Origin of the sequence: Metabacillus endolithicus, from assembly GCF_023078335.1 — a bacterium.
GTDB lineage: Bacteria > Bacillota > Bacilli > Bacillales > Bacillaceae > Metabacillus > Metabacillus endolithicus.
The window spans coordinates 1,124,376-1,147,039 of record NZ_CP095550.1 but is presented as its reverse complement, the minus strand read 5'-3'; the positions used below and the strand labels follow the sequence as shown (position 1 = coordinate 1,147,039).

General features: G+C 35.9%; 22 protein-coding genes, 1 pseudogene and 1 other annotated feature (1 of these 24 only partly in view). Of the genes and pseudogenes, 20 read left to right on the top strand and 3 right to left on the bottom strand.

From position 1 onward, the window contains the following. The first annotated feature begins 120 nt into the window (after window positions 1-120). The 9 genes from MVE64_RS06310 to yajC all read left to right on the top strand — a co-directional run bounded on the left by MVE64_RS06310 (window position 121) and on the right by yajC (window position 6,083). Window positions 121-834: a YhcN/YlaJ family sporulation lipoprotein gene (locus MVE64_RS06310; RefSeq protein WP_247344755.1), complete on the top strand. Its 714-nt coding sequence runs from the start codon at window positions 121-123 to the stop codon at window positions 832-834. A 114-nt stretch (window positions 835-948) separates the two neighbouring features. After that, window positions 949-1,110: a hypothetical protein gene (locus MVE64_RS06305; protein WP_247344752.1), complete on the top strand. Its 162-nt coding sequence runs from the start codon at window positions 949-951 to the stop codon at window positions 1,108-1,110. A 20-nt stretch (window positions 1,111-1,130) separates the two neighbouring features. Continuing rightward, window positions 1,131-1,481 (top strand): BofC C-terminal domain-containing protein, encoded by a 351-nt coding sequence (locus tag MVE64_RS06300; protein ID WP_247344749.1) that lies wholly within the window; start codon window positions 1,131-1,133, stop codon window positions 1,479-1,481. A 221-nt stretch (window positions 1,482-1,702) separates the two neighbouring features. After that, entirely contained in the window at window positions 1,703-2,311 is a 609-nt protein-coding gene (gene ruvA / locus MVE64_RS06295) for a Holliday junction branch migration protein RuvA (protein ID WP_247344747.1), read from the top strand. 9 nt (window positions 2,312-2,320) lie between these two features. Beyond that, on the top strand, window positions 2,321-3,325 hold the full coding sequence (ruvB, locus tag MVE64_RS06290) for a Holliday junction branch migration DNA helicase RuvB (RefSeq protein WP_247344744.1): 1,005 nt from the start codon (window positions 2,321-2,323) through the stop codon (window positions 3,323-3,325). Beyond that, window positions 3,318-3,518 (top strand): DUF2905 domain-containing protein, encoded by a 201-nt coding sequence (locus tag MVE64_RS06285; protein ID WP_247344741.1) that lies wholly within the window; start codon window positions 3,318-3,320, stop codon window positions 3,516-3,518. The genes ruvB and MVE64_RS06285 overlap by 8 nt, the downstream gene beginning before the upstream one ends. 50 nt (window positions 3,519-3,568) lie before the next feature. After that, window positions 3,569-4,597, top strand: a complete 1,029-nt coding sequence (queA, locus tag MVE64_RS06280) for a tRNA preQ1(34) S-adenosylmethionine ribosyltransferase-isomerase QueA (RefSeq protein ID WP_247344739.1) — start codon at window positions 3,569-3,571, stop codon at window positions 4,595-4,597. Between the two features lie 54 nt (window positions 4,598-4,651). Beyond that, window positions 4,652-5,797, top strand: coding sequence for a tRNA guanosine(34) transglycosylase Tgt (gene tgt, locus MVE64_RS06275; protein WP_247344736.1), 1,146 nt, complete (start codon window positions 4,652-4,654; stop codon window positions 5,795-5,797). A gap of 25 nt (window positions 5,798-5,822) precedes the next feature. Then, window positions 5,823-6,083 (top strand): preprotein translocase subunit YajC, encoded by a 261-nt coding sequence (yajC, locus tag MVE64_RS06270; RefSeq protein ID WP_098798774.1) that lies wholly within the window; start codon window positions 5,823-5,825, stop codon window positions 6,081-6,083. Window positions 6,084-6,128: 45 nt separating this feature from the next. Here the strand turns inward: yajC and MVE64_RS06265 are convergent, their stop codons facing one another. Continuing rightward, window positions 6,129-6,515 (bottom strand): TIGR04086 family membrane protein, encoded by a 387-nt coding sequence (locus MVE64_RS06265; protein ID WP_176551172.1) that lies wholly within the window; start codon window positions 6,513-6,515, stop codon window positions 6,129-6,131. Between the two features lie 245 nt (window positions 6,516-6,760). Here MVE64_RS06265 and MVE64_RS06260 point away from each other — a divergent pair, with 245 nt between their 5' ends. Both MVE64_RS06260 and MVE64_RS06255 read left to right on the top strand, forming a co-directional pair. Beyond that, entirely contained in the window at window positions 6,761-8,053 is a 1,293-nt protein-coding gene (locus MVE64_RS06260; protein ID WP_247344733.1) for an ArsB/NhaD family transporter, read from the top strand. A 76-nt stretch (window positions 8,054-8,129) separates the two neighbouring features. Beyond that, window positions 8,130-8,789 carry a DUF421 domain-containing protein gene (locus tag MVE64_RS06255; protein ID WP_231307937.1) on the top strand — a complete coding sequence of 220 codons (660 nt, stop codon included), beginning with the start codon at window positions 8,130-8,132 and terminating at the stop codon, window positions 8,787-8,789. A gap of 89 nt (window positions 8,790-8,878) precedes the next feature. On the opposite strand, the gene spoVB is transcribed toward MVE64_RS06255, so the two are convergent. Next, the gene (gene spoVB, locus MVE64_RS06250) at window positions 8,879-10,450 is read right to left on the bottom strand and encodes a stage V sporulation protein B (RefSeq protein ID WP_247344730.1); all 1,572 of its coding nucleotides are present in this window, start codon (window positions 10,448-10,450) and stop codon (window positions 8,879-8,881) included. 146 nt (window positions 10,451-10,596) lie between these two features. Between spoVB and MVE64_RS06245 the strand changes: the two genes are divergently transcribed. The 8 genes and pseudogenes from MVE64_RS06245 (at window position 10,597) to dtd (ending at window position 20,644) form a co-directional block, all read left to right on the top strand. Then, window positions 10,597-10,890 (top strand): post-transcriptional regulator, encoded by a 294-nt coding sequence (locus MVE64_RS06245; protein WP_098798779.1) that lies wholly within the window; start codon window positions 10,597-10,599, stop codon window positions 10,888-10,890. A 137-nt stretch (window positions 10,891-11,027) separates the two neighbouring features. Continuing rightward, a complete protein-coding gene (gene secDF, locus MVE64_RS06240) occupies window positions 11,028-13,271 on the top strand; it encodes a protein translocase subunit SecDF (RefSeq protein ID WP_247344727.1) in 2,244 nt (747 codons plus the stop codon). A 141-nt stretch (window positions 13,272-13,412) separates the two neighbouring features. Then, window positions 13,413-14,306 carry a cation diffusion facilitator family transporter gene (locus tag MVE64_RS06235; protein WP_247344724.1) on the top strand — a complete coding sequence of 298 codons (894 nt, stop codon included), beginning with the start codon at window positions 13,413-13,415 and terminating at the stop codon, window positions 14,304-14,306. 18 nt (window positions 14,307-14,324) lie between these two features. Further along, window positions 14,325-14,669: a LapA family protein gene (locus MVE64_RS06230; RefSeq protein ID WP_098799741.1), complete on the top strand. Its 345-nt coding sequence runs from the start codon at window positions 14,325-14,327 to the stop codon at window positions 14,667-14,669. Between the two features lie 87 nt (window positions 14,670-14,756). Further along, complete coding sequence (gene recJ / locus MVE64_RS06225; RefSeq protein ID WP_247344721.1) at window positions 14,757-17,111, top strand: single-stranded-DNA-specific exonuclease RecJ; 2,355 nt, start codon at window positions 14,757-14,759, stop codon at window positions 17,109-17,111. A gap of 16 nt (window positions 17,112-17,127) precedes the next feature. After that, complete coding sequence (locus MVE64_RS06220; protein ID WP_098797935.1) at window positions 17,128-17,640, top strand: adenine phosphoribosyltransferase; 513 nt, start codon at window positions 17,128-17,130, stop codon at window positions 17,638-17,640. Between the two features lie 340 nt (window positions 17,641-17,980). Beyond that, window positions 17,981-20,190: pseudogene (locus MVE64_RS06215) on the top strand (RelA/SpoT family protein). Between the two features lie 13 nt (window positions 20,191-20,203). Continuing rightward, complete coding sequence (dtd, locus tag MVE64_RS06210) at window positions 20,204-20,644, top strand: D-aminoacyl-tRNA deacylase (RefSeq protein WP_247344719.1); 441 nt, start codon at window positions 20,204-20,206, stop codon at window positions 20,642-20,644. 59 nt (window positions 20,645-20,703) lie between these two features. Here dtd and MVE64_RS06205 read toward each other — a convergent pair whose 3' ends face one another. After that, window positions 20,704-22,209, bottom strand: coding sequence for an N-acetylmuramoyl-L-alanine amidase family protein (locus tag MVE64_RS06205; protein ID WP_247344716.1), 1,506 nt, complete (start codon window positions 22,207-22,209; stop codon window positions 20,704-20,706). 135 nt (window positions 22,210-22,344) lie between these two features. Between MVE64_RS06205 and MVE64_RS06200 the strand changes: the two genes are divergently transcribed. After that, entirely contained in the window at window positions 22,345-22,518 is a 174-nt protein-coding gene (locus MVE64_RS06200) for a hypothetical protein (RefSeq protein WP_176551115.1), read from the top strand. Window positions 22,519-22,589: 71 nt separating this feature from the next. Further along, window positions 22,590-22,664: a binding site (T-box leader), on the top strand; it runs 159 nt beyond the window's last position.

Genomic DNA, 22,664 nt, shown 5'->3' with positions numbered 1-22,664 from the left:
TCTCAAGCACCATATTTTTAAATAGTTACCTTTAACTAACAGACTTATTTTTCCTTCCTTGTACAAGATAATACATGAGCGATCATCTTGCTCACATAGTATCTTGGGGAGGTTATTGATTTGACAAAAGGTAAAAAAGCTACTGCTTTAACAGCAATTGCACTGTTAACAACGGGTTTAACAGCTTGTAATGGAAATCAAGGTGCCTTAGAAAACAATAACAATAATCAAGCTCAGCCAATGGGATACTATACAAATGAAGGTAACGGTGCAGATAACGAAGGTCCTGTTACTGAAATGATGGATGGAATGAATGGCGAAAATAATAGAAATTATTTTCAACGAGTTAACAATCGGTATGATAACCGTAATATGAGCAATCCAACTGTCCCGCTAGGTAATAATGATAACGGTCTTGTCCGGGACAACCGTTATAGCCATGGAGATGCGAATTATCACCGCCATTTAAATGAAGTGGGGTATTATAACCGTGGTGATGGTGAGATTGCTCAAAAAGTGAAAAACTCCGTCGAAAAAATGGACAACGTTGAGGATGCGCGAGTCATTGTTACAGATGACAATGTGCTAGTTGCGGTTGATACGAATGATCGAAATGACAAAGATATGAAGCAAAAGGTAACAAAAGAGCTTCAAAAAATGTCAAACGGACGTAATATTCAAGTTTACACAGATGAAGGAACGTTTACACGCATTCGAAATATCGATAACGATATTCAAAATGCTGTAGACAGAGATGTCATTGATACAGATGTTAATGAATTATTGAATGACTTAGGCGATGCAGTTCAACGTCCTTTTAATAATAACCGTTAAACAAGGAGCTTTGCTCCTTGTTCTTTTTGATTTAGATTAAAAATTTTTTGGTTAAAACTTCTATAAATGGTCACAATATAAAATGATTTAATAATCATTAGCGAGGTGAGATAGGTGAGAATGTTTCATCGAAGCCGCATCCTTACCATTTGTAGTTTTGTAGGAGTTATGTTGTTTATCAGTCTTTTAAATGTAAATCAACAGCCTATTCATGCTGAAGAACATAGTGTACAGGAGCCTTTAACAGTAAAGGTTATATTGAAGAAAAATACTTAGATGGAGAAATCAGTGAAGAAGTGACAAAGGAAACCATCTTATCAATGAAAGATTTTTGGGCAGAATATAAGGATTGGCAATTGCTAAATCAAGAAGAGGATAGAGTTGTCTTTCAGAAAAATATTGATGATATCTCTCCGTTATTAAAGACAAATGGATATTTTGGTATTGCTGGTGATGGCACATTGACGATCTTCAATGGAAAGCCAAAAACGAATGAAGTGATTCAATCATTTTTTCAGTTAGATGTTGAAAAATTAGAGAGTCGAAAACATGATGAACTTAAAGAGGGAATTCGTATTCAATCTAAAGATCAATATCTAGAAGTTTTACAAAACCTTCAGTATTATTCAAAAACCGAAAAACAATGAAAATTAGAGCTAATCTAAAGAGTTTCTCTTAGGTTAGCTCTTTTTCTATAAGGAAATAAGTAAAACTTTTTTAAAATAAGAAATACGTACAAACATCTTATAATAAATGATAAGATAGAATGATGAGAACAATTGTACCCCTTTTGAGAGATTGAATAAAATGACTTCTGAATAGAAACGTTTTTTGATACAATGAGGTACAGTTATAATGAGGTGAAGAAATGATTGAGTTTATTAAAGGGTTTGTTGATGATATTACGCCTGAGCACATTGTTATTGATCATCATGGGTTAGGCTATCAAATTCATGCCCCGAATCCTTACAGCTATACGAAAAGCCGTAAAGAGGAAGTTGTTGTTTATACATATCAACATGTGCGTGAAGATATATTAGCTTTATATGGATTTCCATCAAGGGAAGAAAAGGCGTTATTTATGAAGCTCTTAAATGTGACGGGAATTGGGCCGAAAGGTGCTTTAGCGATACTTGCATCAGGTAACCCTTCACAGGTAATAGAAGCAATTGAGAATGAAGATGATACATTTTTAGTGAAATTTCCAGGTGTTGGGAAGAAAACTGCACGTCAAATTATCTTAGATTTAAAAGGTAAATTAGGAGATGTGGCAGCTCTGTATGCACCAGATTTGTTTAACCATGAAGAAATAGAGCAAACTGAAACTGCAAATCATGCCTTAAATGAAGCTATAGAGGCATTAAAGGTTTTAGGATATGCAGAACGTGAAATTAAAAAGATCACTCCTTCTCTTCAACAAGAAAATCTATCAACTGATCAGTATGTAAAAAAAGCTTTGCAAAAGCTATTAAAGTAAGGTGATAACATGGACGAACGTCTTGTTTCAAGTGAAGCAGACTTACAAGAATCCTCTCTTGAACAAAGTTTAAGACCTCAAACACTAAGTCAATATATCGGACAGGATAAGGTAAAAGAAAACTTAAAAGTATTTATAGAAGCTGCTAAAATGCGAAGTGAAACACTTGATCATGTTCTGTTATATGGACCTCCCGGGTTAGGGAAAACCACATTGGCAACTATTATTGCGAATGAAATGGGGGTTAATATTCGTACCACATCAGGTCCAGCGATAGAAAGGCCCGGAGATTTAGCAGCTATTTTAACCGCTTTGGAGCCAGGAGATGTTCTGTTTATCGATGAAATTCATCGTTTACATCGTTCAATCGAAGAAGTATTATATCCTGCCATGGAGGACTTTTGCCTGGATATCGTGATTGGAAAAGGATCGACTGCAAGATCCGTCCGATTAGATCTACCTCCATTTACGCTCATTGGAGCAACAACAAGGGTAGGCTTATTAACAGCACCTCTTCGGGACCGATTTGGTGTATTAAGTCGCCTAGAATATTATAATGAAAACCAGCTTGCCCACATCATTGAGAGAACAGCGGAAATACTAGATATAGGCTTAGATTATAATGCTGCAGTTGAAATGGCAAGAAGATCAAGAGGAACGCCGAGGATTGCAAATCGTTTGTTAAGAAGAGTTCGAGACTTTGCTCAAGTTACAGGAGTAGAAACGATTACAAATGAATTGGCAACAGACGCACTTGAGAGATTGCAAGTGGATAAATTAGGTCTTGATCATATCGATCATAAGCTTTTGCTTGGAATTATTGAAAAATTCCGTGGTGGTCCGGTTGGAATTGATACAATTTCGGCAACAATAGGAGAAGAATCTCATACAATCGAGGATGTTTATGAACCATATTTATTACAAATAGGCTTTCTTCAACGAACACCAAGAGGAAGAATTGTAACTGATCTGGTTTACCAACATTTTAAAATGGAGGCTCCTCATCATGATTGATTTTTCTAAAGTTTTAATGATCATAGGTGGAATCCTTCTTATAGTCGGATTTTTTATGCAGTTTATAGGGAAACTACCAGGAGATATTGTGTTTAAAAAAGGAAATACAACGGTATTTTTCCCAATTGTCACCTGTATTGTTATCAGTATTGTTCTTTCATTAGTTTTTTCGTTTCTTGGACGATTTAAGTAATGGGTAGTTAAAAATATGTAAATAGATAGATTAGAAATTAGGTGAATGTATTGAAAGTAGAATTATTTGATTTTCATCTTCCTGAAGAATTAATTGCACAAGTTCCATTAAAAGAAAGAGATGCGTCAAGATTAATGGTTCTTCAAAAAGACATCGGAGACATTCAGCATGAAACATTTAAGAGCATTGTTGATTATATTAATCCGGGTGATTGTCTTGTTCTTAACAATACGAGAGTCATGCCGGCCCGACTTTTTGGAGTTAAGGAAGATACAGGAGCAAGTATTGAAATCCTGTTGTTAAAGCAACAGGAAGATGATGTATGGGAAACACTTGTTAAGCCTGCAAAAAGAGTGAAAGAAGGAACGATTATCACCTTTGGAGCAGGGAACTTAAAAGCAACTTGTGTTGGTTCAAGTGATCATGGTGGTCGTTTATTACGCTTTGACTATGAAGGAATCTTTTACGAAGTTTTAGATGCGCTTGGCGAAATGCCATTACCACCATATATTAAAGAGCAACTCGATGACCGCGAAAGATATCAAACTGTTTTTTCACGGGAAATCGGCTCAGCTGCTGCACCAACAGCAGGCTTACATTTTACTGAGGAAATTCTCGATGAGCTCAAAAACAAAGGTGTGCATATTGCGTTTATCACTTTGCACGTAGGATTAGGAACATTCCGTCCTGTTAGTGCTGAAACAGTAGAAGAGCATGAAATGCATGCTGAATTTTATCAAGTAACAGATGGAACGGCTGCTCTTTTAAATGAAGTTCGTTCAAATGGAGGAAGAATTATCTCTGTTGGTACGACTTCAACTAGAACACTTGAGACCATCGCTTCAAAACATAATGGTAAGTTTGCAGCTGAAAATGGCTGGACAAATATATTTATTTATCCTGGCTATGAGTTTAAAGGGATTGATGGCATGATTACAAATTTTCACCTGCCGAAATCTTCATTAATTATGCTTGTTAGTGCGTTAGCAACACGAGACCATGTTATGCATGCATACGAGACCGCTGTAAAGGAAAAATATCGATTCTTCAGCTTTGGAGATGCTATGCTAATTATCTAATATTGTCCCTTTACTTAAGGACAAACAGAGCGTTACATTTAAGGAGGAAATAGGGTGTCAACTTCACCAATTCGTTACGAACTTATTAAAACATGCAAACAAACAGGAGCAAGATTAGGAAAGGTACACACCCCTCACGGCAGCTTTGAAACACCGGTTTTTATGCCAGTAGGAACACTTGCGACTGTAAAAACAATGTCTCCTGAAGAATTAAAGGAAATGGGAGCAGGAATTATCTTAAGTAATACATATCATTTGTGGCTCCGTCCAGGAAACGAGATTGTAAAAGAAGCTGGAGGACTTCATAAATTTATGAATTGGGATCGTGCCATCTTAACCGATTCAGGTGGATTTCAGGTATTCAGTTTAAGTGAATTCCGTAAAATTGAAGAAGAAGGTGTGCACTTCAGAAATCATTTGAACGGTGACAAGCTGTTTTTATCTCCTGAAAAGGCTATGCAAATTCAAAATGACTTAGGCTCTGATATCATGATGGCATTTGATGAATGTCCGCCGTATCCAGCCGAATATGATTATATGAAAAAATCAGTTGAACGAACAACTCGTTGGGGTGAACGATGCCTTAAAGCTCACAATAGACCGAATGATCAAGGGTTATTTGGAATTATTCAAGGTGGGGAATATGAGGAATTACGAAAGCAGAGTGCAAAAGATTTAGTTTCTATGGATTTTCCGGGCTATGCGGTTGGTGGATTATCTGTAGGAGAGCCTAAAGACGTGATGAATCGGGTACTAGAATTTACAACGCCATTAATGCCTTCAAACAAGCCCCGTTATTTAATGGGTGTAGGATCTCCAGACTCATTAATTGATGGAGCAATCCGCGGTATTGATATGTTTGACTGTGTATTACCTACCCGAATTGCGCGAAACGGTACATTGATGACGAGTGAAGGCCGATTAGTCGTAAAAAATGCAAAATATGCAAAAGACTTTGGACCACTGGATGAAAACTGTGACTGTTACACATGTCGTAATTTTTCTCGTGCATACATTCGACATCTCATTAAAAGTGATGAAACGTTCGGCTTAAGATTAACATCTTATCATAATCTTCATTTTCTGGTAAACTTAATGGAGAAAGTTAGACAAGCAATCCGTGAAGATCGTTTAGGAGATTTCCGCGATGAATTCTTTGAAACATATGGTTTTAATAAACCAAATGCTAAAAACTTTTAATACTTGCTTGAAAGGGGTGAAATAAATGGAAATGTTAGGAACAGTTTTACCGTTAGTATTGATGTTCGCAATTTTTTACTTCTTGCTAATTCGTCCGCAGCAAAAGCAACAAAAAGCTGTACGTGAAATGCAAAACAGCCTACAAAAGGGTGACAAAATTGTGACGATCGGAGGACTACATGGTATCCTTGATTCAGTTGACGAAAACAAAATCGTCCTAAAAGTAGGAGATGGCACTCGTTTAACATTCGATCGTAAATCAGTACGTGAAGTTATAAAAGACTAATTATGTACATAATAAAAAAACAGGGTATAAATTTAACCCTGTTTTTTATTTTGCTGCTCGTGATGAAGACACGTTAACCCCAAAGATTCCACCAAGCATTGCTACTAATAAAAATCCTCCATGATACATAAGTTCTTCCATTGTAAAAATTTCACCATGGCCCAGAAATTTAAACAATAAAATAATGAGTGAGAAAAGCAGGGCGGTAATCCCTCCGATAAGCCAGCCTTTTTCCTTTCCATTTCCTCCGGCAACAAAGCCACCGATAAATAAGGCCAGAATCGACAAACCTAAAAGCACCCATGTAATTGATGATTCTGTTAAATCGGTAAACTTTAATAATAAAGAAAATACTAGGCTTGTGGCTAAAGCCATAACAAAGATGGTGATAAGTCCATAAAGGATTGCTTTACCCCATTGTTTTGTTTCCACAAAGCATCCCCCTTTCCCTCTAGACAAGTCCCGAGCTTGTTGTGAGCTCGTCTTATTAAAGAATATTCATAGAATAAAAAAATAGACTATAAATATTTTAGTGGACTTGCATCATATGATGGTAAAGAGGACTTGCTTGTAGATTAAAAAAATCCTTTTACTTATTGAGTACTATTTCATTCGGTAGTAAACATCATGTTATCCGGCTGCTTTTAAATGGTGTTTACTATCAAGGAGGATAAATAATGCTTACCACTTTAACAGTTATCATCTTTCTTATTACTTATTTTGTTATAATGACGGAAAAAATTGATCGTGCTTTAGCGGCTGGTTTGGGTGGAGTCGCTATGCTTATTGTTGGAATTTATGATATAAACAAGGCATTTCTTACGTACATAGATTGGAATACAATTTCGCTGTTATTCGCGATGATGCTGATTGTCATTATTACAAGTCAAACAGGTGTATTTGAGTTTGTAGCAATTATAATGGCTAAAGTAGTAAAAGGGAGGCCTATTCCACTTCTTATTGTTATCTCTACGTTAACAGCTATTGGATCAGCTTTTCTTGCAAATGTGACGATGGTGCTTCTACTTGTTCCAATTATCCTTACAATCGTGAGAATGTTAGATATACCAGCCATTCCTTATCTAATTACAATTATTATCGCTTCAAATATTGGTGGAACAGCTACACTAATTGGAGATCCTCCAAATATCATGATTGGTCAAGCAGTTGAGCATTTAACGTTCAATGCTTTTATTACTCATTTAAGTCCAATTGTGTTGATTATCTATGGAGTTGTTTTGATTTACTTAATCGCGATTTATTGGCCAAAGCTTCAGGTTGACACGATTGATCAAAAAAAGCTAGCGTCGATTAAGGCGAGTAACTATCTAAAACTAACACCGGCGTTACCAAAGTCCATTTTCGTTTTACTTATGACTATTGCTGGCTTTGTCTTAAATCCTATTTTACACATTGATCTTACGAGTGTTGCATTAGCAGGGGCATTATTGTTATTATTGCTTACTCACGATGAATACAAGCCTGATGAGGTTTTTAAACAAGTTGAATGGGGAACATTATTTTTCTTCGTAGGATTATTTATGTTAATTGGCGGGCTTGAAGAAGTAGGGGTTATTGATGAGCTTGCACGTGGAATGGTATTTTACACAGAGGGTGATTTACCTAAAACATCAATGCTTATTTTATGGATGACAGGTATTTTATCAGGTTTTGTTGATAATATCCCTTTTGTAGCAGCAATGATTCCGATGATTATCGAGTTTAAAGATTACGGAATGACAAATTTAGATCCTTTATGGTGGTCTTTGGCATTAGGAGCTTGCTTAGGAGGAAACGGGACATTATTAGGTGCAAGCTCTAATTTAGTTGTTGCGGGACTTGCAGCAAAGGAAAAAGAGCATATCAATTTTATCGAATTTCTTAAAGTTGGTTTTCCAATCGTTATTATCTCACTTGGTATCTCCTCTGTTTACGTTTATTTTCGATATCTTCTAAACTTTACGATGTAGATGAAATGTTTACATAAAAGTTAAGTTATCGTTCAAAATAAGTGTTAAGCAATTAGATAAAAGGAGGCCATGAAAAGTGGAATTTTACATAACGATCTTGGCTCGCACCCTATTTCTTTACTTTCTCATTGTTCTTATTTTTAGGCTTATGGGAAAGAGAGAAATTGGTGAGTTGAGCATATTGGACTTAGTGGTCTTTATCATGATTGCAGAAATGGCAGTAACAGCAATTGAGGCCCCAAGTGACCCATTAATAAATACAGTTATTCCTATGCTGATTCTAATGATCATTCAGATTTCATTAGCATATTTATCTCTCAAAAATCAAAAAATCAGGCATATTTTAGACGGAAAGCCGACAATTATTATAAATCGTGGAAAAGTAGATGAACAAGCCATGAGAACACAAAGATATAACTTTGATGATTTGATGACACAGCTACGTGATAAAAACATCAACAATGTTGCAGATGTTGAATTTGCTATCTTGGAGCCGACAGGGAAACTTTCAGTCATTGAAAGACAGAAAAAAAATAAAAAGCAGCCAGAGCTTCAGCTTCCTCTAATTGTTGATGGAAACATTCAAGATGAGAATTTGCTCACGATTAACAAAAACAACTTATGGTTAAGACAGCAACTTCGGAAGCTTGGATATAAAGATACAAAGCAAATTTCGTTATGCACATATGGAAAAGGCATTTTCTTCATTGATTTGAAGGACGAAGATAAAAACTAATGTTGGTGGAGGTCGCATTGACTTTCACCTTTTTTTATGTAAAAAAAGCAATTGAGCATAACTCAATTGCACGAATAGAAAAGATATTTTTATTTTGCTGGTATTAATCGAGCAAGAAAATGACCTACAAAAGGAATGCGTTGTATTTCGTCTTTTTCTACAAGTTTTAACACTAAAAGTAAGAAGCAATAAATGAGTGAGGTAACGGTTAAAGATGTGATTAACCTTAAAATGATCGGGAATTCCATTACGACATTTTCGTAAAATAAATATCCTGTCACACCGGCTATGACCATTGTCATTCCACTCTTAATATAGTCTCTAATGTGAATTGTAAATGGAACAACTTTTATGACTGTTGCAAAATGTAAAAGAGTAACAAGCATAATACCTATGACGATAGCCAAAGCAGCACCCATAATACCGAGAGAAGGTCTTGTTGCTAATACGAAGATAAGAGCTGTTTTGACAGCTGAACCTATTAAACTATTAATCATAGCAGCTTTTGCTAAGTCTAAAGCTTGTAGCACTGCCTGTAAAGGTCCTTGGAAATAATGAAAAATAAAAAATGGTGCCATCACTTGAACGAAAATAGCAGATTTACTGCTGCCATACATGATGCTCATTAAAGGTTCCGAAAAAACATATAACACAACACATGCCAACCCACCACTTACAAGTGAGAGTCTTAAAGCTTGCTGCAAGCGATGTTCAACGAGCTTTAGCTGATTATTAGCCATTGCCTCACTTATTGCAGGAACAAGGGAGGTAGATAAAGAATATGTAATGAATGAAGGCAGCATCAATAAAGGTATTGCATATCCTGTAAGACCTCCATATTGTTTTGTAGCAACAGCTGTGGCAACTCCTGCTATAGCAAGGCTGTTTGCAACAACAATTGGTTCAAAGAACCATGAAAGTGATCCGATAAATCGACTTCCTGTTGTTGGAAGTGCGATACCCATTAATTGATTAAATGTTTCTTTTCCATTTTTAACAGATTTAAAGAATTTTCTTCTAATTCTTATTTTCTTTTTCACTTTAAACATGGCTGCCAAGTAGATAAGTGAAACCAATTCTCCAACAACAGCTGAAATCATTGCGCCAGCTGCGGCAAATTCAATTCCATATGGTAAAAAGGCACTTGTACATATTGCAACCAACGAAATACGAACAACTTGCTCTAACACTTGGGAAATGGCAGCAGGTCGCATATTTTGCCGTCCTTGAAAGTAGCCGCGGATAACAGAGGAAATTGCCACGATCGGAACTACGGGGGCAATTGCCAGCAATGGCCAATATGTACGTTGATCTGTAAAAACATGCTCAGATAAAAATGGTGCGAGAAGCATCATAGTTGGTGTGAAAATGATACTTAGAGTTCCGGTTACTGATAACGAAACAACAAGTATTTTCTTTACCTTACGAGAATCACCTTTTGCTTCCGCTTCTGCAACAAGCTTTGAAATGGCAACAGGTAATCCAAGTTGTGTAATGGTAATCGCTAAAACAAGGGTTGGGACGGCCATGTTATATAAACCAACCCCTTCTTCTCCGATGAAACGGGCAACAACTATTCGGTTAATAAATCCTAATACACGGGTTATAAATCCTGCCAAGATTAATATGAGCGTTCCTTTTAGAAACGTTTGCTTTGACATTTCTCTCCCTGCCTTCTCAAATAACGTGGAATACTATACAATTACTATATGCGACTCAATAGGCCAAGCATGACAAGTTATATAGGATTGTGTGGTACTTCCTTAACATACCCCTTAAAATGTCTCGTAAAAGGAGTGTAATAATAATGAATAAGCAGCCAATTGATGAATTCCGTCATCATGTGAAACCTGCAATTAAGAGCAAATTAGAAGAATTTATGATTTTAGGCTATGAGGATGTTTCTGAAGAAAAGCTTTGGTCATTTCTAAAAACAAAAAAATGGAAAAAAACACCTGAACTTTATGTACATGAGGTTGTGCGTGATATTCTTTCATTAAAAGTTGGAGATTTTATGAACTATGCCACTGTTGAATCATTTAAAGGAGGAAATTGGTTCGAAAGTGACGAAGGTAAAGATTTGTTAAAAGGTTTGATTTAACATTGATTCTGCATCTTTTAAAAGCGTATAATTTGATGGGGAATGTTAACCTTGTAAAATAAACAAAGCCTGCATCTTTAGTAAGTTATTATCGGCTTTACATCATTTCGTTTTGTGGAAATTAAGGAGGATACATAATGGTTAAGCGCGGACGCATAATTGCGTTTTTTCTACTTGTCCTAGTAGTAGGTAGTATTATTGGCCTAAATACAAATAGGGCAACAAGCAACATTATTTTGGGACTAGATTTGCAGGGGGCTTTCGAAATTCTATATGAAGTTGAACCAGCAAACGAAGGGGACGAAATTACAAGGGATGTGCTTGTAAGTACAGTTAATGCTCTGCAAAAGCGTGCAAATGTCCTTGGAGTAAGTGAACCGAATATTCAGATTGAAGGTGAAGATCGAATTCGTGTTCAACTTGCAGGTGTAAGTGATCAAAATAAAGCACGGGAAATTTTATCTACACAAGCTGAATTAACTTTCCGAGATTATGAAGACAAAGAAATGCTTAACGGCTCTGACTTAGTAGAAGGTGGAGCGAAGCAATCATTTGATGAGCAAGGAAAGCCTAATGTTGCGATTCAATTAAAAGATGCAACGAAGTTTAAAGAAGTAACAGAAGAAATTGTGGGGAATGCCCCTTATAATCAACTTGTTATTTGGCTTGATTATGAAGAGGGAGATTCATTCCAAGAAGAAGCAACTAAGCAAGATCCAAAATATCTTTCTGCACCAAATGTTGATCAAGTGTTCAATCAAACAGATGTTACAATTACAGGAAATTTTACAATTCAAGAAGCACAGGATTTAGCGAATTTATTAAATGCAGGTTCTCTTCCAGTTAAATTAACAGAGATGTATTCAACATCTGTAGGAGCTCAGTTTGGTGAGCAGGCATTAGATCAAACAGTTCTGGCTGGAATTGTAGGAATAGCTATCATTTTCCTATTCATGTTATTCTTCTATCGTTTACCAGGTTTGATTGCGATAATTACTCTTTCAACGTACATATACTTAATTCTTCAAGTGTTCGATTGGATGAATGGTGTTTTAACATTACCAGGTATTGCTGCACTTATTCTTGGTGTCGGAATGGCAGTTGATGCGAATATTATCACATATGAACGAATTAAAGAAGAATTAAAACTTGGGCGTACAGTTCGGTCTGCCTTTAAGGCTGGATCAAGACGATCGTTTGCAACGATTTTTGATGCGAATATTACAACCATTCTAGCAGGAGCTGTTCTCTTTTTCTTTGGGACAAGTTCTGTTAAAGGCTTTGCCACAATGTTAATCATTAGTATTATTGTAAGCTTCTTAACGGCTGTATTTTTATCAAGAATCTTGCTTGGACTTTTAGTAGAGAGCCGTTGGCTTGATAAGAAAAAAGGGTATTTTGGTGTGAAGAAAGAGCATATCATCAGTATTGAAGAAACAGATGATGATACGATTGCACCTACTCGTTTTGATAATGTTGATTTCTTAAAACATCGCAAGAAATTTTTCATGTTATCAACAATTCTTGTATTTGCAGGCATTGTCATTTTAGTTGTATTCCGTTTGAATCTTGGAATTGATTTTGCAAGTGGTACACGTGTTGAGGTTCAAGCAGATAAAAGCTTAACAACCCAAGAAGTAAACGATGAAATGGAAAAACTAGGTCTAGAAGCTGATGATGTAGTCTTAGCTGGTAATAACAATGAAATTGGTGTTGCTAGATTTATCGGTGTTCTAGATCAACAAGAAATTGCGGAAGTAAAAAGTCATTTTAATGAATTATATGGTATGGATCCAAATGTAAGTACAGTTTCTCCAACTGTTGGAAAAGAGCTTGCAAGAAATGCAATGTACGGGATATTGATCGCTTCCATTGGAATCATCATTTATGTAGCAATTCGATTTGAGTTTTATATGGCGCTCGCGTCGATTGTTGCCTTGCTTCATGACGCATTCTTTATCATTGCTTTCTTCAGTATTACCCGTTTAGAGGTTGACATTACCTTTATTGCAGCGGTGTTAACAATTGTCGGTTACTCAATTAATGATACAATTGTAACGTTTGACCGGATTAGAGAGCTATACAAGAAGAAAAAGGTTAAAACTGTTGAAGATTTACAGTTAATTGTAAATCGCAGTTTACAGCAAACCTTTACTAGATCCCTTAATACAGTATTGACTGTTGTTATTGCTGTTATAGCGCTAATGATCTTTGGTAGTGCTTCAATTACGAATTTCTCGATTGCTTTACTAGTTGGATTGGTTTCGGGCACCTATTCTTCGTTATTTATTGCTGCTCAGCTATGGCTAATTTGGAAAGGAAAGCAATTAACTAAAAAGAAGGATGTTCCTTCTCAGGTAAGTGACGAACCACAAGTATAAAAATTAAGGGTTATCCCTCTCTAATTTGTTATTATTTAAAGTAACCACATGTGTTTACGAAATAATACAATGAGATGGGATAACCCTCATTTATTGTAAACAGTTGGTTAAACTATAGGTAAGAGCAAAAGAGGTGAAGATATGGGGAAAAATGATCGATTTAAGCAAGCTGAGTTTGCTGCCATGATTGGAGTAGTTGGAAATATTGTACTTGCAATTGTGAAAGGGGCAGTTGGTGTTATTGCAGAAAGTCGTGCATTAGTAGCAGATGCTGTTCACTCTGCATCAGATGTGGCAGGGTCATTAGCTGTTTTCATAGGTGTACGTGCTGCAAAACAGCCCCCTGATGAAGATCATCCTTATGGACATGGAAAAGCAGAGTCAATTGCTGCCATTATTGTAGCTGTTCTTTTGTTTTTAGTAGGACTTGAAATTGGTAAATCTTCCTTCGAGTCTTTTTTTGAGGAAATTGAAGCACCGAAGCCACTTGCAATATATGCAGTCATATTGTCAATTGTAGTTAAAGAATGGATGTTTCGATATAAGTTTAAATTGGGTAAAAGAATAAAAAGTGATGCTATCATTGTAAATGCTTATGAGCATCGCTCAGATGTTTATTCTTCCATAGCTGCTTTGGCTGGTATTGGTGCCGCGATAATTGGTCAAAAGATGGGAATAGACTGGCTTGTTTATGCAGATCCTGTTGCAGGACTATTTGTAGCTATATTGGTTATAAAGATGGCCTGGAAGCTTGGTGCTGAATCAATTCATACAACACTTGATCATGTTTTGCATGATGAAGATGTTGTTGATCTTAAGGATACAGTGAGTAAAATAAGTGAGGTTAAAAAAATTGATGAGTTGCATGCCAGAGAACATGGACATTATGTTATCGTAGATATTAAAGTTTCCGTTGACCCTCACATAACGGTTGAAGAAGGTCATAACATAGGGAAGCTTGTAAAAGAAAAGCTAATGAGTGAGCATGAACACGTACAAAATGTAATGGTACATATTAACCCTTACTCACCTTAGAAGAAGGGAGGAATACAAATGAAACGTCAATGGAGTTTAATTCTAGCCATTATTTTTGCCATCATTATTGCCATCTTTGCAGTTATAAATGTTGAGCCAGTTGAGGTTGATTATTTATTTGGAAAAGCAGAATGGCCCCTTGTACTAATTATTTTAGGTTCAGTTTTTATGGGAGGATTTATTATTGCATCTGCAGGAGTTGTTAGAATTTTAACAATCCACCGAAGATTGAAAGTTGCTGAAAAAGAAAATGCGAAATTAATAACGGAGCTAGAAACGTTAAAGGACGAAAAAGAAAAGAATGTAACAGATCTTGATAACAAAAAGGAAGAAATGGATCATGAACCAACATCTGGTGCTTAGTAATCAAGCCTATTTACTTCTGGAATAATCCTTAAATTGAAACCCCTTGACCACTCTTGTATAATGGGATGGTTGAGGGGTGAAACTATGTTAAAGGCAAAAACAAGATGGATGGTTCAATCATCTGATGAAACCTTAATTGGGACACTAATTGATAACTTATCCATTACACCGTTAGTCGCATCTTTACTTGTAAATAGAGGCATACATTCAGTAGAAGAAGCACGTGAATTCTTGGAAATTGAAAAACAATCTTTTCATGATCCGTTTCTTCTAAAAGATATGGACAAGGCTGTCCACCGAATAAAAACGGCGATAGAACAAAATGAGCATATATTAGTTTATGGAGATTATGATGCTGATGGAGTAAGCAGTACAACTGTATTATTAACAGCTTTACGTACACTGGGTGCAAACGTAGATTTCTATATTCCAAATCGATTTACCGAGGGATATGGACCAAATGAAGCTGCTTTTAGACATGCACATGAAAAGGGTTTTTCTTTAATCATTACAGTCGATACAGGAATTGCAGCAGTTCATGAAGCTCAAGTGGCAAAAGAATTAGGGGTAGACTTGATTATTACTGACCACCATGAGCCAGGTCCGATCCTTCCAGAAGCAATTGCGATTATCCATCCAAAACAACCAGGGTGTACCTATCCTTTTAAAGAGCTTGCTGGGGTTGGAGTTGCCTTTAAATTAAGTCATGCTCTGCTTGGTGACGTTCCAACTGATTTATTAGAAGTAGCAGCAATAGGAACAATTGCAGATTTAGTAGCACTTCATGATGAAAATAGATTAATAGCTAAAAAAGGTATAAATCAGTTAAAAACAACAAAACGTATTGGACTAAAAGCATTGTTGAAAATTGCCAATGTCAAGATGGATGAAATAAATGAGGATACGATAGGTTTTGCACTGGGGCCGCGAATTAATGCAGTTGGTCGTTTACAATCAGCTGACCCCGCAGTGGATCTTCTTCTTTCTGAAGATGAAGAGGAAGCTGCAGCTATTGCAGAGGAAATTGATTCTCTTAACAAAGAACGTCAGAAACTTGTTAGCACAATGACAGAAGAAGCAATTGAGGAGGTTGAAACTCGTTTTCCGATCGAGGATCATCCAGTTCTAGTTATTGCTAGAGAAGGCTGGAATCCAGGTGTGGTTGGTATAGTTGCATCAAGGCTTGTAGATCGTTTTTATCGTCCAACAATTGTTTTAAGCATTGATAGAGAAAAAGGAATTGCAAAAGGATCAGCTCGAAGTATCGTTGGCTTTGATTTGTTTGAAAATCTATCAACATGTCGCGATATTCTTCCTCATTTTGGTGGGCACCCAATGGCAGCAGGTATGACACTAAATCTGGATGATGTTGATTTACTAAGAGAAAGACTTGTTGAAAAGGCACAAAACATATTAACAGAAAATGATTTTATACCGGTAACAAAAGTGGATGTAAGCTGTAATTTAGAAGATATTTCAGTTAATTCAATAGAAGAAATGCAGCTTCTTTCACCCTTTGGAATGAACAATCCTAAACCTGTTATTCAAATTGAAAATGTTACATTAGCAAATGTTCGGAAAATTGGTGCTGAACAAAATCATCTAAAGTTGGTTTTTTCTCAAGAAGATTGTCAGCTTGATTGCGTTGGGTTTGGTATGGGGTATATCCATGATGAACTTTCACCCTCTGTTACTTTATCAGCAATTGGGGAACTATCTATTAATGAGTGGAATAATCTTCGCAAACCACAAATCATGTTACAAGACATTAAGGTTGATGAGTGGCAGCTGTTTGATTTTAGAGGAACAAGAAATGTGGACAAGCTAGTAAGTTCAGTAGCAAGTATAGATAAAAGCATAATTGTTACTTTTCAGGAAAAAACGCATGATTATGTGAAGAGTATAGGCTTCGAACAAAAAGCTATGTTTTTAAAAACAAAACAAGATGCCATAAATCTATCTGTTCAAAATAAACATGTTATTTTAATGGATATTCCATCATCACTAGATTCTTTTGATGCGCTTTTTTCTGAAGGAAAGCCTGCAAGAATTTACTCGGTATTTCAACAAGATTCAGATCACTTTTTTTCAACGATTCCGACAAGAGAACACTTTAAATGGTATTATGGATTTCTTTTAAAGAAAGGCTCTTTTAAGCTTCAAGAGCAAGGTGAACAACTAGCTGCTCATAAGGGTTGGACAAAAGAAACAATTGAGTTCATGTCACAGGTGTTTTTTGAACTAGAATTTGTTACAATAGAAAATGGTGTTATTTCGACAAATTCTTCAACTCGAAAACGAGATTTAACAGAATCGAAAACATATGCCCAAAAACAAATGAGAATAGAACTAGAAAAAACGTTATTATATACATCTTACATGCAGCTTAAGCAGTGGTTTGAAGAAAGATTTCCATTAGATGCGCCTGTAGGTGTATAAGGAGGACAAAGAAAAAATGGATTTAAAGCAATTCGTAACAGTCGTACCTGATTATCCGAAACCAGGAATTCAATTCAAGGATATTACAACATTAATGGATAATGGGGATGCGTATAGATATGCGACAGACCAAATTGTTGAATATGCTCGTGAAAAGCATATTGATCTTGTTGTTGGTCCTGAAGCACGTGGCTTTATTATTGGTTGCCCTGTTGCTTATTCACTAGGAGTAGGTTTTGCCCCTGTTCGTAAAGAGGGTAAATTACCTCGTGAAGTAGTTCGTGTTGAATATGGTCTTGAATATGGGAAAGATGTATTAACTATTCATAAAGATGCGATCAAGCCAGGACAACGTGTTTTAATTACAGATGATTTATTAGCAACAGGAGGAACAATTGAAGCAACCATTAAACTTGTTGAAGAGCTTGGTGGTATTGTTGCGGGGATTGCTTTTCTAATTGAGTTATCTTATTTAGATGGCCGTAAATTATTAGATGGCTATGATGTATTAACATTAATGAAATTTTAATGAACTAAAATAAATGATAGGGGATAAGAGTTAATAAGGTAACTCTGTCCCCTTTGTTCTTAAGAGCACTCTGAAGGGTGCTTTTTTTGCAAACTTTCTGTAAGATGGTCCTTATCATTCCTCAAGTAGGAACATATCCAGTAATTGGAGTAGGTAAAAAATAGTATGTACCTCTTTACATCTCCACTTTTTTTATTGATAATAGTTACAATATAGTAAATTTTCTAATCGTATTGATGAAATTTTTTCGTCACCTCGATTTTCACATGAATAAATCAGATTTTTCGCGCAGTTCCTTATTTAGAGGTTTATCAAAGTTTCAATACAAAAAGGTGATTCCATGTCTAATGAACAAGTATTATCTTCTGAGCAAGTAATTCAAAAGGCACAGCGATATTTATCAGTCGAAGATACCGCTTTTATTCAACGTGCCTATGATTTTGCTGAAGAAGCACATAGAGAACAATTCCGTAAATCGGGAGAGCCATATATTATCCATCCTATTCAAGTCGCGGGGATATTGGTAGATTTAGAGATGGATCCATCAACAATTGCTGGTGGCTTCTTACATGATGTTGTGGAGGATACAGAGGTCACTCTTGAGGATTTGCGCAATGAATTTAATGATGAAGTGGCAATGCTCGTCGATGGTGTTACAAAACTAGGCAAAATAAAATATAAATCAAAAGAAGAACAGCAAGCAGAAAACCATCGTAAAATGTTTGTTGCAATGGCTCAGGACATCCGGGTTATTCTCATCAAACTAGCAGACCGTCTTCATAACATGAGAACGTTAAAGCATTTGCCACAAGAAAAGCAAAGACGTATCTCAAATGAGACACTTGAGATTTTTGCTCCTCTAGCTCATAGATTAGGGATTTCAAAAATCAAATGGGAGCTTGAAGATACATCGCTTAGATACTTAAATCCACAGCAATATTATCGAATCGTAAATCTAATGAAAAAGAAACGTCAGGAGCGGTTAGAGTATCTAGATCAAGTAATTGATGAAGTACGTGAGCGTGTAGACGAAGTAAATATTGAAGCGGAATTTTCTGGAAGACCGAAACATATTTACAGTATTTATCGTAAAATGGTTCTTCAGAATAAACAATTTAATGAAATTTATGATCTTTTGGCAGTCCGAATTGTTGTGAATAGCATTAAAGATTGCTATGCTGTCCTCGGTATTATTCACACTTGCTGGAAACCTATGCCTGGACGCTTTAAGGATTATATTGCAATGCCAAAGCCTAATATGTACCAATCTCTTCACACAACGGTTATTGGACCTAAAGGAGATCCCCTTGAAGTTCAAATTAGAACATTTGAGATGCATCAGATTGCCGAATATGGAATCGCTGCACATTGGGCTTTACAAAGAAGGAAAAGATATTGATGAGAAAACAACATTAGAGAAAAAACTATCATGGTTTAGAGAAATACTAGAATTTCAAAATGATGTGACGAATGCAGAAGAGTTTATGGAGTCATTAAAAATTGATCTTTTCTCAGATATGGTCTTTATTTTCACTCCTAAAGGAGATGTAATTGAATTACCATCTGGTTCTGTCCCAATTGATTTTGCTTATCGAATTCATTCCGAAATTGGGAATAAGACAATAGGTGCGAAAATAAATGGCAAAATGGTCACGCTTGATTATAAATTAAAAACTGGTGACATCATTGAAATCCTAACGTCTAAGCATTCATATGGTCCAAGCCAAGATTGGTTAAAGCTTGCACAAACTTCACAAGCAAAAAATAAAATCCGCCAATTCTTTAAAAAGCAACGTCGAGAAGAAAACGTTGAAAAAGGAAAAGAAATGGTTGAGAAAGAAATCAAAAATCTTGATTTCGATATAAAAGAAGTCATGACATCTGATAATTTGCAACGGGTAGCCGAAAAGTTTAACTTTTCAAATGAAGAAGATATGTATGCAGCTGTTGGATATAATGGTGTAACAGCGTTGCAGGTAGCCAACCGCTTAACAGAAAATTGGCGTAAAAAACGTGACCAAGAGGAACAGGAAAAGAATATTCAGGAAGTAATGAATGAAGTAAAACAAGTTCCTTCTACATCTTCCCGTAAGCGTGATGCAGGTGTACAAGTTAAGGGTATTGATAATCTATTAATTCGCCTTTCAAAATGCTGTAATCCAGTTCCAGGGGATGACATTGTTGGATTTATTACAAAGGGTAGAGGAGTATCTGTTCACCGATCTGACTGTACAAATGTGCATACAGAAGATGCTAAAGAGCGATTAATTGATGTTGAATGGGAAAATCAAATTTTTATCAAGTCGTAAGGAATACAATGTTGAAATTGAAATACTTGGATATGATCGTCGTGGTTTATTAAATGAAGTTCTTCAAGCTGTGAATGAGACAAAAACGAATATTTCGTCAGTTGCAGGTAAATCTGATCGAAATAAAGTTGCGACAATTAATATGGCTATTTCTATCTCAAATATTAATCACTTGCAAAAGGTAGTTGAAAGAATTAAACAAATACCGGATATTTATTCGGTTCGAAGAATGATGAATTAAGGTAGGTTTTATTGTGAAGGTAGTTGTTCAACGAGCTAAGGATGCTCAAGTAACAGTCGAAGGAGACGTTGTTGGAAAAATTAAAACAGGTGTAATGGTACTTGTAGGAATTACACATGACGACACTGAGACAGATGCTGAGTACTTAGCAGAAAAAATCGCTCATTTGAGAATTTTTGAAGATGAATCAGGAAAAATGAATTATTCCTTGCTTGATATAGAAGGTGAAGTACTTTCTGTTTCACAATTCACTTTATATGGTGATTGCCGAAAAGGGAGACGTCCTAATTACATGAATGCAGCAAAGCCAGATTATGCAAACAAGTTATATGAAATGTTTAATCAAAAGTTAAAAGAAAAGGGGCTGCATGTTGAAACTGGGACATTTGGTGCTATGATGGATGTTCAGTTTACAAATGATGGTCCTGTTACATTAATTATTGAGAGTAAATAAAAGGTTAGTTTCTCCAACTAGTTGTTGGGAAACTAACCTTTTTGTTTTTCAAGTATGCTTTATTTGAAGTAGTACGCAATTCCATTAAAGATCCCTTGTGAAGCATGTTCTTGATAACTGGTACTGTTTATCGTTAATTCTTCAGTTCGATTACTTAAAAATCCAAGCTCTAATAGGACTGCGGGTGAATGGTTTTCTCTAAGAACATGGAAATTCCCAAATTTGACGCCACGATCATTAAGCCTTGTTTGTTGAGCTAGCTCTTTGTTAAGCCTGAAGGCTAATGGTGCATCCTTAAGTGAGTGATAGAAGTAGGCTGAAGTACCTGATGCATTTGGGTCAACAGCACTGTCATAGTGAAGACTTATAAACGCTTCTGCATTTCGATAATGAGATGTGCTGACTCTTGAATTTAAGCTAATGTATGTGTCTGTTGATCTTGTGATAAACACATTTGCTCCAGCTGATTTCAGCTTATCATATACTAGCTTTGCTGTTGTAAGGGTAAGATTTTTCTCTAACGTCCCCCCATTGCCAACTGCTCCACCATCTTGGCCCCCATGTCCAGGGTCTATAACAATTGTTTTACCTTTAACATATTGTGCGGCACCTGGTCTTCTTATTGGATCAGTTACACCACTCGTTTCAACAACCCATCCGGCAACATATCCACTTTTTCTGTCATCAAGGGCAATCTTATACCAATCTCCATCTGTTTCAAGAATTTGAAATGTATCACCTAAATTGACTCTTTTCACAATCGTGTTCTGCGTAGAAGTCCCTGAACGGATATTGGTTCCATCGAATATTATTTTTACGGTTTGATCAGACTTGCTTAAATCTGTATCGAAATGGGTATCTGCTGTTTTTTTGATAAACCATCCTGCAACCCAGCCAGTTTTATTTTTAAAAGATATTTTATACCAGTTGTTTTTTTCTTGAAGAATCATCACCTCTGTGTTTTTTGGTAGTGATGATAGAACCTTACCTGTGAAAGTTCCTTTATCTCTAATACTTAAAATAGGAGCTGTAACAATTCCCTTTGCCATTCTAGTTGACGTCCTATTCGTTTTCTCTATGTAACTGTTGGACACCCAACCTGTTTTACCCGAATAGAGTATTTGTGTCCACTCACCGCTTTTGTCAAGATATATTGCTGTTTTTCCATATTCAAAGCTTCCAATCATATCAAAAGATAATCCAGGACCTGAACGAATTCTAAGTCCAGATGCGAGTGATATGACTTCATAATTAGTCGTTTTTTTATTTGCAAGTTTGGAATCAGTATTTTCTTTTATAGTAAACCAACTTGGGATCCATCCTGAAGAAGTTGGGGAAAGTTTAATTTTAAACCAGTTCCTTTTCTTTTCTAACACATTAAATGTTTGTCCCTTTTTAACTTTGGCAATAACTGAATAGGTAAGACCAGCTCCACTTCTAACATAGTCTTGTTCTACATTTATGATCACATGTTTGTTTTCGGCCTTTATAACAGAAGAATTCAATAAAAAAGCTGTAAATAAAAGTATGAAACAAATCATGTTGGTTCGGTTTTTGCGAATCAAGAGAAAGTCCTCCTTTTAAAGGTCTACCAAATTATTCATTCTCTACTGATCTTCATGATCCTTTAAAATCTGAAATAAATTCTTCCAAAAAGGGAATTATAAATTTGATCCTTTCTGAAAAGAGGTGTGTTAAAAATGAGAAATAGTGATAAAGGTGAATTAATGCATTCACGACGTGATGTTTTTGGAATCGATTTTCATGATTTTATGACAAAAGAACAAAATGAAAGCTCCTTTGAACTTGCCTCAGAGTTTGGAATTTCATTACGCGAGGTAAAAAATTTAAAAAAACATTTAAATCGTTCTTGACAATGTACAGCAAAGATACGTATGATAAGATAAAATTCGATAGAATCTTATCAATGAAACATACATATTTTTATGAACCATTGAGGGAGAACAGTAAATAAGAATACACATGACAAGAGAGGAAATGTCCGGGGCTGAAAGCATTT